Origin of the sequence: Flavobacterium sp. CHNK8 (genome assembly GCF_019774515.1) — a bacterium.
Lineage (GTDB): Bacteria > Bacteroidota > Bacteroidia > Flavobacteriales > Flavobacteriaceae > Flavobacterium > Flavobacterium tiangeerense.
This window is the reverse complement of sequence record NZ_CP081492.1, coordinates 1,805,939-1,821,233: the sequence shown is the minus strand read 5'-3', so window position 1 is coordinate 1,821,233 and position 15,295 is coordinate 1,805,939. Positions and strand designations below refer to the sequence as shown.

Here is a 15,295-nt window from a genome sequence, read left to right as displayed (position 1 = left end):
TTTAAACGTGAATTAAAATTGTAACAAAACTCTTTGGGCGGAAAATCCTGGACCAAAACTCAACATTAAACCCTTTTCCCCTTTTTTAGGCTGATTGTCCATTATTCGTTCTAAAACATATAAAACCGTTGCACTAGACATGTTTCCGTACAATCGTAAAACCTCTTTGGTATCGTCTATATTTTTACCCAAACTTGAAAACAAACTTTCTACCGTTTGTACTATTTTCTTTCCTCCTGGATGAAAAATCAGATGATCGATATCTTCCATTTTTAAATTATTTTTTTCTAAAAAGGGATGAATAATATCAGGAAAATGCGAAGCAATCGTTTCGGGAACTTCAATGTCCAATACCATTTGCAAACCCGAATTGGTGAGTTTAAAACCCATCATGTGTATATTGTCATAAAAATGATACATCTCTTCAGCTAGAATTTCAGGTCCGTCGTCGTCTTCATGTGATGATAAAAGGACACAAGCCGCTCCATCGCCAAAAATGGCGGCACTTACTATATTGGCCATAGAAAAATCATCCAATTGAAATGTAGCTGTTGGACTTTCAACTGCAATTACAGCAGCACGTTTTCCAGGATTGGCCTGCAAAAAGTTTTTTGCATAAATAATTCCTGAAATTCCTGCAGCACAACCCATTTCAGTCACAGGAAGTCGCACGATATCTTGTCGCAATTGTAATTTATTAATTAAATAGGCATCTAATGATGGAATCATAATTCCAGTGCAACTTACTGTGATGATATAATCTAAATCTTCAGGGTTCCAGTTGGCTTTTTCTAACGCTTTTTCTAATACTTTTTCGCCTAAATCAATCACTTCGCGTACATAGATGTCATTTCTTTCTTCAAAAGAAGTTTTGGTAAATACTTCAATTGGATCCATGATAGAATATCGCTTATCAACAGCAGCTCCCTCAAAAATTTTCTTTACTTTCCTGATAAATCGTTCATCTTGTCCTGTCAACCAAGTGTCCAAAAAAGGAATAATTTCAGCAGTTGATCTTGAATATTTAGGTAGTTGTTTGGCGACTGTTTTGATTTTTACACTCATATTTTCGAAATTATCCATTGGTATCGAAAAGCCCATTTCCAATGAATTTTATAGTTTTTAAAATTTAATTTTTTAGAAAAATGAATCAGTTCTTCTTTTTTAAAACCTCTTAAAATAGAAGTCAAGCCATCCTCTCTAGACATATCATTCAATTGAAATACAAAACACAAACCTTGGAATAAGCGGTAAGCAATTGGACTTCGATGTAAATCATTAATTACAATTCCTATCGAGGAATTCGTATGGAAAACTTTTAATAAATCTTCAATTTCATGGTTTTTGAAATGATGTAATGTTAATGTACACAAGATAATATCGTATTTTAATTCCTTAAAAGAATCCTTAAAAATATCTTCACACCGATAACTAATGTTCGTATATTTTTCGGATAATTGTATTGCATGAGAAATTGTAAAATTGTTAGCATCAATCCCTATCAACTTAAAATTTAGATTATTATTGATACCAAAATCAGCTAAAGTTCGCAGCATATCACCATTTCCACAACCTACGTCAACAATTACAATTTCTTCTTTTTTAGATAGTTGAATAAGTTCTTGTACTCCTCTTAAAGTCAACTGATTTCCACCTAATAGCTGATTGATTTTTGCTATTTTGTCTAAAGCATCTCTTAAAATTTCGCCCTCTAAGGCAAAATCATCCATTATTTCTGGTTTATCAGTTCTGTACTTAGTATTTAATGCCATTTAAAATTGTAAAAGGATTGCTTTTCCGTGTGTTTTTTTAATAATTTTAGATAATAAAAAAGGAAATATACTTAATAAAGGCATTAATACCCCTGAAAGTTTTTGCTTTTGCAAAATATTTGATAAAAACCGACCCATTTTAAGTCGTTCTTTAAAGTTAAAATTCCATTCCTGTATGTATTTTTCTTCTAATTCTCCTCGAGATTTGATTTCATTGGTATAGTATTTATCAACTAATTCTGAAGCAATTTTAGCGCTATGAATTGCCATTGCCATCCCGTTGCCGCATAAAGGATGAATAAGTCCTGCAGTATCTCCAATCATTAAAATATGATTCTCAACAGCTTGTTTTTTTTCAAAAGATACTTGGCTTATTGTTAAAGGTTTTTCATAAAGCATTTTTGTTTTATTGAAAATGACGTTCAAATGAGGGTTTTGCGCTAGAACATTACTTTGAAACTCTTCAATATTTTTATATTGTTTAAATGTTTCATAATCTGCTAGATAGCAAATATTAATAATATCGTTTTCCACTTTAGAAACGCCACAATATCCACCTTTGAAATTATGAAGCCCTACTAAATCATTAGGAAAATCTCCTGTGTAGTGGGCCTTAACTGCAAGCCAATGAGACTTTTTAGTTATGAAATCCCGATTCATTTTTTGGTCAATATTAGAACGTTTGCCAAAAGCACCAATAACAATTTCAGATTTTAAAATGTTGTTATTAAGTGTAGTTACGTTAAATTCATTGTTTTTATAGACAATTTTCTCTACAGTATCTTGTAAAAAGATACAGCTATTTTTGATTGCTATTTGATACAAATATTGATCCAATGCAAAACGACTAATACCAAAACCTCCAAGTGGTAGGTTGCTTTTAATAGTTTTTCCTCTTGATGTTGAAAATTCAAGATGAGTAATGTGCGTAGGATTTAAATGAGATAGGTCAAGACCAAGCCAGTTGAAATAAGGTAAAACTTCGTTAGAAATATATTCTCCACAAACTTTATGTTTTGGAAAACTATTTTTTTCAATAACCGTTACTTGAAGTCCAATTTTAGACAAATGAATTGCAGCAGTCAAACCTGCTAAACCACCACCAATAATAAGTACTTCTTTGTCTTTCATCTGGAAGTAAATTTATGGATAAGTTTATTACCATTTGCTATATAAAACTTAAAAAAACTTACATAATTATGGTCTAAAAAAATAGAGCAAAAAAAAAAGCCGCTTTAAAATAAAACGGCTCTTCTTGTAATTAAACTTTTCCTTCTTTAATTTCCTCAACAATTTCAGGATTTAATAAGGTTGTAATGTCACCAAAGTTAGAATAATCTCCTTCGGCAATTTTTCTTAAAATTCGCCTCATAATTTTTCCTGAACGAGTTTTTGGCAAACCAGAAACAAATTGAATTTTATCCAACTTAGCAATAGGTCCAATATGATCTGAAATATGTTGGTTGATTTCCTTAGTTAAGTTCTCCTTATTACGGGTTTCACCTGCTTCCTTTAGGATAACAAAACCGTACAAAGCATTCCCTTTGATATCATGAGGAAACCCTACAATAGCTGATTCAGCAACAGCAGGATGTTCATTGATAGCATCTTCAATAGGAGCTGTTCCTAAATTATGACCCGAAACAATAACTACATCATCTACGCGACCTGTAATACGGTAGTAACCAACTTCATCTCGTAAAGCGCCATCGCCTGTAAAAAATTTACCGGGAAAAGCTGAAAAATAAGTATCCTTATAACGTTGATGGTCACCCCAAATAGTTCTGGCAATTCCTGGCCAAGGAAATTTGATACACAAACTACCTACCACTTGATTTCCTTCGATTTCATTGCGCTTGTCATCCATCAAAACAGCTTGTACTCCTGGAAGCGGCAAGGTTGCGTAGGTTGGTTTTGTGGGAGTTACAAAGGCAATTGGAGCAATCATAATTCCTCCTGTTTCTGTTTGCCACCAAGTATCTACAACTGGACATCTTTTGTCCCCAACATGGTCATTGTACCAGTGCCAAGCTTCTTCATTAATAGGTTCTCCAACGGATCCAATTACTTTTAAAGATTTTAATGGATATTTTTGTACAAATTCTATGTTTTCTTTAGCTAAAGAACGAATGGCTGTTGGCGCGGTATAAAATTGAGTGATTTTATGTTTTTCGATTACCTCCCAAAAACGACTAAAGTCAGGATAAGAAGGAACTCCTTCAAATATCACTGTAGTTGCCCCATTTAAAAGTGGTCCATAAAGAATGTATGAATGACCAGTGATCCAACCGATATCAGCCGTGCACCAAAATACATCACTTTCTTCATAATTAAAAACATTTTTAAAGGTGTATGCCGTATACACCATATAACCCGCTGTGGTATGCACCATTCCTTTTGGCTTACCAGTAGAACCCGATGTGTATAAAATGAATAAAGGATCTTCGGCATCCATTATTTCTGCAACATTATTATCCGAAGCTTCATCTAAAAGAGGTTGTAACCATTGGTCACGACCCTCTTGCATGCTGATTTCGGTGTTAATTCTTTTGGCTACTAAAACTTTTTCGACAGATGTACACTTCTCTAGTGCTTCATCAATAATACTTTTCAAGTCAATTGTTTTGTTTCCTCTAAAACCACCGTCAGCCGTAATCACCATTTTGCAAGAACTATCATTAATACGACTGGCTACTGCCGATGCTGAAAATCCAGCAAAAACAACTGAATGTATGGCTCCTATTCTGGCGCATGCCAATACAGAAACTGCTAATTCTGGAATCATGGGTAAATAAATGCAAACTCTATCCCCTTTTTTAATTCCTTGTTCACGCAACACATTTGCCATTTTACAAACACGCTGGTGCAATTCATTATAAGTAATGTGCAGAGCTTCTTCGTCTGGATTATTTGGTTCAAAAATTATAGCGGTTTTTTCTCCTCTTTTTGCCAAATGTCTATCAATGCAATTTTTGACAATATTCACTTTGGCTTCCGTAAACCATTTGATGTCGGCCTCGGCCATATTAAATTCTACAACCTTGTCCCACTGCTGGTACCAAGTGAAATTTTCCTCTGCTATTTTTCCCCAAAATTTTCTAGGTTCACGAACTGATTTATTGTAATGTTTGAAGTATTGTTCTAGATTGTCAATTTTGTAGTAACTCATAGTGTAATTTTTTATAAAAGTATTAAATCTATGCTTATTGAGAAAATTATTTAAATGATAAATACCAACAAAAAAAAGTAAAATCGAGAATGTTTGATGTGATTTTTTATTAATATGTAGGTTATTAGCCTATTTGAAGCAAATAGATATCATACAAAAAGGCGAGAAAGTGCAATCTTTCGCGCCTTAATGAAAAACAAAAATATATAAAAAACAATTAAAATTTTGTCGTCCGAAATCTTGTTCCAAAAATGAAAGTAATTTTCGGCCTCCTGTCGGTTTAAAAAAAGTAAGTTTCATTAGCATTAAAAATCTCGAATATAAATGCAAATAATCGCTCCTTTTTTGGAACAAAAAATGGGATTAACCCACTTAACTCGCAGAAATTTAGAGTTAAGTAGGTGTAAAAGCATCCATATCGATCATTGTAACACTTTTTAACTAACTCAAGACATTATGAAATCAAATGATATAGTGCCAATCCCGCCACATCCTCATATGTGGAAATTTATTTTATTTTTAATCTAATTTTTTCATAGCTGTCATCGAAGCACGCAACCATTCTCCAACTTCTTCAATAGGATGTTGTCTTATGGTTTTGTTAACTGCAATCAAAACGCTATTGTCTACTCCGTTTGAGGTTGAAAATGGTTTCCCAATTACATTTGTTTGTACCGTTTTCATAAAATCAACCAATAAAGGTTTACATGCATGATCAAATAAATAACATCCGTATTCAGCAGTATCCGAAATAATGCGATTCATCTCGTATAATTTTTTTCGAGCGACAGTATTAGCAATCAAAGGCAATTCATGCAATGATTCATAATACGCCGATTCTTCAATAATTCCAGATTGAGTCATGGTTTCAAACGCTAGTTCAACTCCCGCTTTCACCATTGCTATTAATAAAACTCCATGATCAAAATATTCTTGCTCAGAAATAGGAGCTGTAGTTGGTGCTGTTTTTTCAAAATTAGTTTGAGCTGTAGCTGCTCTCCAAGTCAATAAATTGATATCATCGTTAGCCCAATCAATCATCATATTTTTAGAAAACTCTCCCGAAATAATATCATCCATGTGTTTTTGAAACAACGGACGCATAATTTCTTTTAATTCATCCGCCAAACGAAAAGCTTCAATTTTAGCAGGATTCGAAAGGCGATCCATCATGTTTGTAATTCCACCGTGTTTTAGAGCTTCAGTAATCGTTTCCCAACCGTACTGAATTAGTTTCGATGCATAAGCAGGGTCAATTCCCTCTTCCACCATTTTATCAAAACACAAAATCGATCCGGTCTGCAACATACCACACAAAATGGTTTGTTCGCCCATTAAATCCGACTTTACTTCAGCCACGAAAGAAGAAAGCAAAACCCCTGCTCTATGACCGCCAGTAGCTACTGCATAGGCTTTGGCTTGGGCCAAACCTACATTATTTGGATCGTTTTCAGGATGTACTGCAATTAAAGTAGGTACACCAAAACCACGCTTGTACTCTTCACGAACTTCTGAGCCTGGACATTTTGGAGCACACATAATTACTGTGATATCCTTGCGAATTTGCATCCCTTCTTCTACAATATTAAAACCATGTGAATATGCTAATGTAGCACCAGTTTTCATCAAAGGCATAATGGCAGTTACAACAGCTGTGTGTTGCTTATCTGGTGTTAAATTACATACTAGATCAGCAGTTGGAATTAATTCTTCGTAGGTTCCAACAGTAAATCCGTGATCGAAAGCGTTGTTAAAAGAAGCTCTTTTTTCTGCAATTGCTTCCGCTCTTAAAGCATATGATATGTCTAAACCTGAATCTCTCATGTTCAATCCTTGGTTCAAACCTTGGGCTCCACATCCCACAATAACAACCTTTTTACCAGCCAATGCATTGATTCCATCTGAAAATTCAGATTGGTCCATAAATTCGCAAACGCCTAATTGTTCTAATTGTAATCGAAGTGGTAGTGAGTTGAAATAATTTGCCATTTTGTATTTTTTAAGGAAAATATAGTTTTAGTTTTTAGTTTTTTTTTAGTTTATAGCTACAGTTGCTCGAGCAAAGAAGAAATTTGCATTTTTTCTTTAGAGACTGAAATTCGGCCTGAACGAACAAATTGCATAATTCCAAAAGGCTGCAACTTTTCGTATAAATCTTGAATTTCAGCACGCTGTCCTGATTTTGAAATCACAAAAAAATCACGTGCTACAGTCACAATTTCAGAATGACTTTCTTTGATAATATTTTGGATTTGTTTTTCGTCAAAAAGCAAACTGGATTCTATTTTGAAAAGCGCATTTTCAAGAAAAATTGTTTCTTCGTCAACGTGGTAAAACGCTTTGATTACTTCAATTTGTTTTTCAATTTGACCTACAATATTATGTACCCATTTTTCAGTAGTGTTTACCACGATGATAAATCGAGACACGTTTTCAATCTCTGATTCAGATACGTTCAGACTTAAAATATTGATGTGGCGTTTTAAGAATATACCTGATATTCTGTTCAATAAACCCACGTTGTTCTCTGAATATACGGAGATGGTAAATGTTTTATTTTCCATTTTAATTTTTGTTTAAAGTTTATATGTTTAATGTTCAAAGTTTCTCTACTCTAAACTCCAAACGATAAACTATTTTATGACAAACGAATGTCCGATACCGATGCTCCAGTTGGGATCATTGGGAATACATTATTTTCTTTTTCAACCATCACTTCTAAGAAATAGGAATCAGGTGATGCTAACATTTCTGCAACAGCGTCATCCAAATCTTCTCTTCTAGTGACTTTTTTTGCTTTAATGTAATAGCCTTCGGCAATTGCAATAAAATTTGGATTGATCATTTCGGTTGAAGCGTATCTTTTGTCAAAAAACAATTGCTGCCATTGACGTACCATTCCTAAAAACTCATTGTTTAAGACTACAATTTTTACGGGAACTTTGGTCTGGAAAATAGTCCCTAATTCTTGAATGGTCATTTGAAAACCACCATCACCAATTATAGCTACTACTTCACGATTTGGCATTCCCATTTTCGCCCCAATTGCTGCGGGCAGAGCAAAGCCCATAGTTCCTAGTCCACCTGATGTGACATTACTTTTGGTCGTATTGAATTTCCCGTAACGGCAAGCAAACATTTGGTGTTGCCCCACATCTGAAACGAAAATAGCATCTCCTTTAGAATGTTTGTTAATCATTTCGATAGTTTCACCCATTGAAATCCCTTCTTTTTTGGGTTGCAACTCCTCATTTATGACAGCTTCTAATTCAATTTCATATTTAGCTTTAAATTCATTGTGCCAAGAATCATGCGTATTGTTTTCAATAAGCGGTAGCAAGGCCGTTAACGATTCTTTCAAATCGGCTACAACGGCTACATCTGTTTTTACGTTTTTATCAACTTCGGCTGGATCAATTTCAAAATGAATTATTTTGGCTTGCTTGGCATAAGTAGCAAGGTTTCCAGTCACACGGTCATCAAAACGCATTCCGAGAGCAATCAATACATCACATTCATTTGTGAGTACATTGGGTCCGTAATTACCATGCATTCCTACCATTCCTACATTGAGAGGATGTGCGGTAGGCAAAGCTGATAAACCTAAAATAGTCCATGCAGCTGGAATACCTGATTTTTCAACTAAAGCTTTTAATTCGGCTTCTGCTTGACTCAAAATAACACCTTGACCCCAAATAATAAAAGGTTTTTTAGCGTTATTAATTAAAGCTGCGGCTTCTTGTACCTTATTAGCATTAAGGATCGGCTTAGGATGATAGCTTCGAATACTAGTACATTTTTTGTAACTGAATTCCATTTCATCAAACTGTGCATTTTTGGTAATGTCAATTAAAACCGGTCCAGGACGACCCGATTTGGCGATAAAAAATGCTTTTGCAATAATTTCTGGAATTTCAGAAGCTTCCGTAATTTGGTAATTCCATTTGGTAACAGGAGTTGAAATTCCGATAATGTCGGTTTCTTGAAAAGCATCTGAACCCAATAAATGTTTACCAACTTGACCTGTGATGCAAACCATTGGTGTCGAATCGATTTGAGCATCCGCAATTCCAGTAACTAAATTGGTAGCTCCAGGCCCAGAAGTTGCAATTGCTACTCCAACTTTACCAGTTGCACGAGCATATCCTTGTGCAGCGTGCGTAGCTCCTTGCTCATGACGCACTAATACGTGATGTAATTCGTCTTTAAATTTGTAAAGTTCATCATAGACTGGCATAATGGCACCACCCGGATACCCGTAAATGATATCCACACCTTCTTCTAATAAACATTTGATAACGGCTTCTGCGCCAGATATTTTTGTATTTCCCATTTGTATTTCTTTTGTGCTGCTTCTTTCAGATTTTTTTAGATTTATTTTGAAAAAAGCTATTTATCAGTTACGCAACCTGTTGAGGCGCTTGAAACCGACCGAATATATTTTAGTAAAACACCTTTTTTTATTTGCGTTTCTGGTTGTTTCCATTGTGATTTTCGTCTTTCAAACTCTTCATCCGAAATTTTAAGATTGATGGTGTTTTTTATGGCATCAATCGTTATAATGTCACCATTTTGAACTAATGCAATACCACCACCATCATAAGCTTCAGGAGTAATATGTCCAACCACAAAACCATGCGAACCACCAGAAAATCTGCCATCTGTAATCAAAGCAACACTTTTTCCTAAACCAGCACCCATGATGGCTGACGTAGGTTTTAGCATCTCTGGCATTCCTGGCCCACCTTTAGGTCCGCAGTATCTAATGACGACTACATTTCCAGGTTTAACCTCGCCGTTTCGGACTCCTTTTATAACATCATGTTCATTTTCGTATACAATGGCATCTCCTTCAAAATACTCGCCTTCGTTACCACTTATTTTTGCGACACAGCCTTCAGAAGCCAAATTGCCGTATAAAATTTGAATATTTCCTGTACTTTTTAATGCTTTTTGAATTTCATGAATTACATCTTGACCGTCATTTAAGTTTGGTACAGAAGCTAAGTTTTCGGCCAAAGTTTTACCTGTGACCGTCAAACAATGTCCGTGTAATAGACCTTCTTTTAATAAATATTTCATGACAGCAGGAACTCCGCCCACAGCATGAAGATCCTCCATGAGGTATTTCCCACTTGGTTTTAAGTCGGCTAGCAAAGGCGTTTTATCACTAATTCTTTGAAAATCATCCAAAGTTATTTCAATATCAACCGAGTGCGCCATCGCTATTAAGTGCATGACAGCATTGGTTGATCCTCCTAAAACTGCTACCATCGTAATGGCATTTTCAAAGGCTTCGCGCGTCATGATATCTTTAGGTTTGATATCTTTTTCTAACAGAATTTTAATGGCTTTTCCCGCATCAAGGCATTCTTGTTTTTTTTCGGGGCTTAAAGCTGGATTCGAAGAGCTGTAAGGTAAACTCATTCCCAAAGCTTCGATAGCTGATGACATGGTGTTTGCGGTATACATTCCGCCACAAGCACCCGCACCAGGACAAGAGTTTTGAATCACACCTTTGAAATCTTCGGGTGAAATCGTATTGTTAAACTTTTTTCCAAGGGCTTCAAAAGCCGATACAATGTTTAGCGATTCTCCTTTCCATTTTCCAGAATGAATGCTGCCACCGTAAACCATGATCGCAGGACGATTGAGTCGACCCATTGCCATAACAGATCCTGGCATGTTCTTATCACAACCTGGAATTGCAATTACTGCATCGTACCATTGTGCGCCAACAACTGTTTCAATAGAGTCAGCAATAACATCTCGTGATACCAATGAAAATCGCATTCCATCCGTACCGTTTGACATTCCGTCACTTACACCGATCGTATTAAATATCAATCCCACTAAATCTTCTTGCCAAACCCCAGTTTTGATGTCTTTGGCTAAATCATTTAGATGCATGTTACACGGATTTCCTTCGTATCCCATGCTAACTATGCCCACTTGAGCTTTATTCAAATCAGCTTCGGTTAAACCAATTCCATACAACATGGCTTGCGCTGCAGGTTGTGTTTCGTCTTGAGTAATCGTTTTGCTGTATTTATTTAATTCCATTATATGATTGTTTCTGTATTTTAAATTTATTCCAAAAAAAAACCCCCCAAAATAATTGGGAGGTTTTAAATATTTTTTCAATTATATTTATACCATTCCCTCTGCACATGTGATAATCACATTGACATTAATTACAGAAATTATAATAATTGAAATTCTCATGTTTTCTTTTTATAAGACGCAAAATTATAAAAACTAATGCTACTAAAAAAAACAAAATCTCAATATTTTAAATTATTCTTATAGTTAATGTCATTACTTTAACAAAACATCCTATACAATAGTAGATTGTCCTATGTAAACATTGTCGCTTTTAAAATACAAGTCGTCTTTGCTTAGAATATAATTGGCAATAAAATCGCCCACTTCATTGGTTCCGAATTTAGAATACGGATTCAAATCAGCGGTTACGACATTTAGTTCAATTGCTTTTTGCACCGCTTCGCACACTTTTAAAGATTCGGCATGCAAACCAAAGTGCTCCAATAACATTGCTGCTGAAATAATTGAGGCAATAGGATTAGCGATGTTTTTATTTTTCCCTTCCGGAAAAGAGCCGTGAATGGGTTCAAAAAGAGCCGACGAACTTCCTAAAGATGCCGATGGCAATAAACCGATTGCGCCGGTTATAACACTAGCTTCGTCTGATAAAATATCTCCAAATAAATTTTCAGTTAAAATGACATCAAATTGTTTTGGATTGATTATAATTTGCATCGCAGCAGCATCCGCTAGTAAAAATTCTAGAACTACGTCAGGATAGCTCTCTGAAAGTTCAGTGACCACCTTGCGCCACAAACGCGAGGTTTCTAAAATATTTGCCTTGTCAACTAAGGTTAATTTTTTCTTTCTTTTTTGTGCAGTTCGAAAAGCTAAATGACTGATTCGGATAATTTCTTCTTCAGAATATTCGCAAAGATCAGAGGCAAACGTACCCGTTTCGTTGCTTTTTTTCTCACTAAAATAAGATCCGCCAGACAATTCTCTAAAAATAATAAAATCAGCTCCTTCGATAATTTTTCGTTTCAACGGAGACAAATCAAGCAAATCAGCATACGGTTTCACAGGTCTTATGTTGGCATAAAGACCTAGCGCTTGACGCAAGTTCAATACTCCTTGAATTGGTCTTACTGCAGCGCTTGGTACCGTATCATTAACTGCTCCAAATAGTACAGCATCTGTATTTAAACAAAGATTTAAAGTTTGTTCAGGTAATGGATTTCCCGTCTTTTCTATTGCAATTGATCCAATTAGGGCATCTTCGAAAACAAATTCATGATCGAAAACGACACCAATGGCATACAAAGCTTTCTTGGCTTGTAAAATTACTTCTGGTCCTATTCCATCTCCTGCAAGTGCTGCTATTTTTAAGTTCATAATATTTGATTTTAGTTTAGGGGATTTGTTTAATTTAAAACTAACTCCTTATTGATTTTACAAGCTTCAATTATTTGATGAATGTCTTGATCTACTACTTCTTTTTTAATATCAGCAAATTTTAAGAATTCAATATAAACCACATCAAGTTGCATTTTAGTCAATTCATAACCTACTTTTTTTGCTCTGTAAGCCAATGCTGCTCTACCACTTCGGGCGGTCAATACAATCGAAGATTCATTTACACCCACTTCAAGCGGATCCATGATTTCATAAGTAGCTCTATTTTTTATAACTCCATCTTGATGAATTCCGGAACTATGTGCAAAGGCATTTGCCCCAACAATTGCTTTGTTGGGCTGTACAATCATTCCCATACTTTCACTAACCAATTGACTCATTTCGTTCAATTGTCGAGTATTAATATTGGTATCTAAATTCAAATACGGATGCTGTTTGAAAATCATTACCACTTCTTCAAGTGCCGTATTTCCTGCTCGCTCTCCTATTCCATTGATAGTGCATTCTATTTGTCTAGCTCCATTTATAGCACCTGCGATTGAATTGGCGGTTGCCATTCCTAAATCATTGTGGCAATGACATGATAAAACCACATTTTCAATACCTTTTACATTTTCTTTGAGGTATTTTATCTTTGCACCATATTCTTCGGGCAAACAATAACCTGTTGTATCTGGAATATTTAATACGGTAGCGCCTGATTTAATAACTTCTTCACAGACTCGTGCTAAAAATTCATTATCGGTCCTTCCAGCATCTTCAGCGTAAAACTCTACATCTTCTACGTACGATTTGGCGTGAGCTACAGCCGCTTTGGCACGTAGAATAATATCTTCTTTGGTAGTATTTAATTTATGAAAAATATGCGAATCAGAAGTTCCGATACCCGTATGAATTCTAGGTTTTTTGGCATATTGAAGCGCTTGTGCGGCTACATCAATATCATTTTTTACAGCGCGAGTTAATCCGCAAACTACGGCATTTTTAACAACCTTACTTATTTCTGAAACAGATAAAAAATCACCTGGACTAGAAACAGGGAAACCAGCTTCAATAATGTCTACACCCATTTCATCCAATCGATTTGCAATCACTAATTTTTGGTTGCTGTCTAACTTACATCCTGGGACTTGCTCTCCATCACGTAAGGTGGTATCAAAAATTTGAACTTTCTCTCTATTCATTTTAATTTATTTAATGTAATTTGCACAACTTGAAACAAAAATATCTTTCATTAGTTGGATAGAAAACACTATTTCCTGAAATATACTGCTCATAAGGGGTATTTAAACTTTATAAAATACTGATTAACAAAACATTAAGTTATACTATTCTACAATGGCTAACCATCAAAAAGATTTTTTATTTGTATTAATAAAGTCCCTTTCTAAATCTGAGAAAAGACAATTTAAAATTTTTGCAAGTAGATTAGAGACTAGTTCCAATACAAAATTTATCGAACTCTTTACTATTTTAGATAAATCAGAAGCTTATGATGAAAAACTGATTTTAAAAAGTGGGAGTATCAAAAAAGTGCAATTGTCAAATCTTAAATCCTATTTGTACAAACAAATTTTAGTGAGTATTCGGTTGAATATTCCGAGTCAAAATATGCGCTACCAATTGCGAGAGCAAATTGATTTTGCAGCTATTTTGTATAACAAAGGTTTGTATAAACAAAGTTTGAAAATCTTGGATAAAACCAAAATTTTGGCTTTGGAGAATGATGAAAAGTTAATGGCCTATGAGATTGTAGAATTCGAAAAACTAATCGAATCACAATATATTACTCGAAGTATTCAAGGCCGCGCAGATGAATTAGTGGTGCAAGCGAAGGAGCTGAACTATCGCAATACTATATCAAGTAAGTTATCTAATTTGTCGTTGCAGTTGTACGGCATCATGCTCAAAACTGGGTATGTAAAAACCGATGCAGAGTATACCTATATTGATGACTACTTTAAAAAACACACCGCTAAACTCGACGAAAAGAAATTTGGTTTTCGAGAAAAATACTGGTTTTACAATGCTAATTTGTGGCGTAGTTTTTTGGTACAAGATTTTTTGTCTTGTTATAAATATGCCTTAAAATGGGTGACTCTATTTTACGAAAATCCAAGTATGATATACTTGAATCCCGTTTTTTTCTTAAAAGGGAATCATTACTTATTGGAATCCTTGTATATGTTGAAGTACAAAACCAAGTTCAAAGAATATCTTGAATTGCTGGAGGAAACCATTAAAGATTCCCGCTTTCCTGTAAATGATAATATTGCGAGTTTGTCCTTTTTATATGTGTACAACAATAAACTTAATTTACACATTTTGGAAGGTACTTTTGCAGAAAGTGAATATTTGATTCCAGAAGTATTGTATAAATTGAAAATGCATACGGATCACCTTGACGAGCATCACGAAATGTTGTTTTACTACAAATTTGCTTCTATTTATTTTGGTAACGAAAAATATGCAGAATGCATTTTGTACTTGGAGAAAATTATCAACAACAAAAATCTTAGTATGCGTGAGGATTTAATGTGTTTTGCACGCTTGCTGTGCTTGATAGCACATTATGAATTAGGGAAAGATTACTACTTAGAAAATCAACTCAAAAATACGTATAAGTTTTTACTCAAAATGAACGACTTGCATGAGGTACAAAAAGAAATTATCAAATTCCTCAAAAATTTAAACTCTATTTATCCGACAGATATCAAGAAAGAGTTTATCAAAATGCGAACTCGTTTTGTCGAATTAGAACAAAATACCTATGAAAAACGTGCCTTTTTATATCTCGATATCATTTCCTGGTTAGAAAGTAAAATAGAAAATCGCAAGATTAGCGTCATAATAAAGGAAAAAGCAAAACTAAACAATCGGTAAAAAACAAAAA

General features: G+C 34.7%; 11 protein-coding genes. 1 reads left to right on the top strand and 10 read right to left on the bottom strand.

Annotated elements, in window-relative coordinates:
• Positions 1 to 12: 12 nt before the first annotated feature.
• The 10 genes from K5V07_RS07680 to K5V07_RS07635 all read right to left on the bottom strand — a co-directional run bounded on the left by K5V07_RS07680 (position 13) and on the right by K5V07_RS07635 (position 13,586).
• Entirely contained in the window at positions 13 to 1,065 is a 1,053-nt protein-coding gene (locus tag K5V07_RS07680) for a type III polyketide synthase (protein WP_221918158.1), read from the bottom strand.
• Positions 1,062 to 1,772, bottom strand: a complete 711-nt coding sequence (locus tag K5V07_RS07675; protein WP_221917008.1) for a methyltransferase domain-containing protein — start codon at positions 1,770 to 1,772, stop codon at positions 1,062 to 1,064. Before K5V07_RS07675 ends, K5V07_RS07680 begins: the two co-directional genes overlap by 4 nt.
• The gene (locus K5V07_RS07670) at positions 1,773 to 2,903 is read right to left on the bottom strand and encodes an NAD(P)/FAD-dependent oxidoreductase (protein WP_221917007.1); all 1,131 of its coding nucleotides are present in this window, start codon (positions 2,901 to 2,903) and stop codon (positions 1,773 to 1,775) included. It abuts the gene before it with no gap.
• 130 nt (positions 2,904 to 3,033) lie between these two features.
• A complete protein-coding gene (acs, locus tag K5V07_RS07665; protein WP_221917006.1) occupies positions 3,034 to 4,941 on the bottom strand; it encodes an acetate--CoA ligase in 1,908 nt (635 codons plus the stop codon).
• 519 nt (positions 4,942 to 5,460) lie between these two features.
• Positions 5,461 to 6,930 (bottom strand): ketol-acid reductoisomerase, encoded by a 1,470-nt coding sequence (ilvC, locus tag K5V07_RS07660; protein ID WP_221917005.1) that lies wholly within the window; start codon positions 6,928 to 6,930, stop codon positions 5,461 to 5,463.
• Between the two features lie 56 nt (positions 6,931 to 6,986).
• A complete protein-coding gene (gene ilvN, locus K5V07_RS07655; RefSeq protein ID WP_221917004.1) occupies positions 6,987 to 7,505 on the bottom strand; it encodes an acetolactate synthase small subunit in 519 nt (172 codons plus the stop codon).
• Positions 7,506 to 7,579: 74 nt separating this feature from the next.
• Positions 7,580 to 9,274 (bottom strand): biosynthetic-type acetolactate synthase large subunit, encoded by a 1,695-nt coding sequence (gene ilvB, locus K5V07_RS07650; RefSeq protein ID WP_221917003.1) that lies wholly within the window; start codon positions 9,272 to 9,274, stop codon positions 7,580 to 7,582.
• Positions 9,275 to 9,330: 56 nt separating this feature from the next.
• Complete coding sequence (gene ilvD / locus K5V07_RS07645) at positions 9,331 to 11,004, bottom strand: dihydroxy-acid dehydratase (protein ID WP_221917002.1); 1,674 nt, start codon at positions 11,002 to 11,004, stop codon at positions 9,331 to 9,333.
• Positions 11,005 to 11,277: 273 nt separating this feature from the next.
• Positions 11,278 to 12,381: a 3-isopropylmalate dehydrogenase gene (gene leuB, locus K5V07_RS07640; RefSeq protein ID WP_221917001.1), complete on the bottom strand. Its 1,104-nt coding sequence runs from the start codon at positions 12,379 to 12,381 to the stop codon at positions 11,278 to 11,280.
• A 29-nt stretch (positions 12,382 to 12,410) separates the two neighbouring features.
• The gene (locus K5V07_RS07635; RefSeq protein ID WP_221917000.1) at positions 12,411 to 13,586 is read right to left on the bottom strand and encodes a 2-isopropylmalate synthase; all 1,176 of its coding nucleotides are present in this window, start codon (positions 13,584 to 13,586) and stop codon (positions 12,411 to 12,413) included.
• A 154-nt stretch (positions 13,587 to 13,740) separates the two neighbouring features.
• Here K5V07_RS07635 and K5V07_RS07630 point away from each other — a divergent pair, with 154 nt between their 5' ends.
• Positions 13,741 to 15,285, top strand: coding sequence for a hypothetical protein (locus tag K5V07_RS07630; protein ID WP_221916999.1), 1,545 nt, complete (start codon positions 13,741 to 13,743; stop codon positions 15,283 to 15,285).
• Positions 15,286 to 15,295 lie beyond the last annotated feature (10 nt).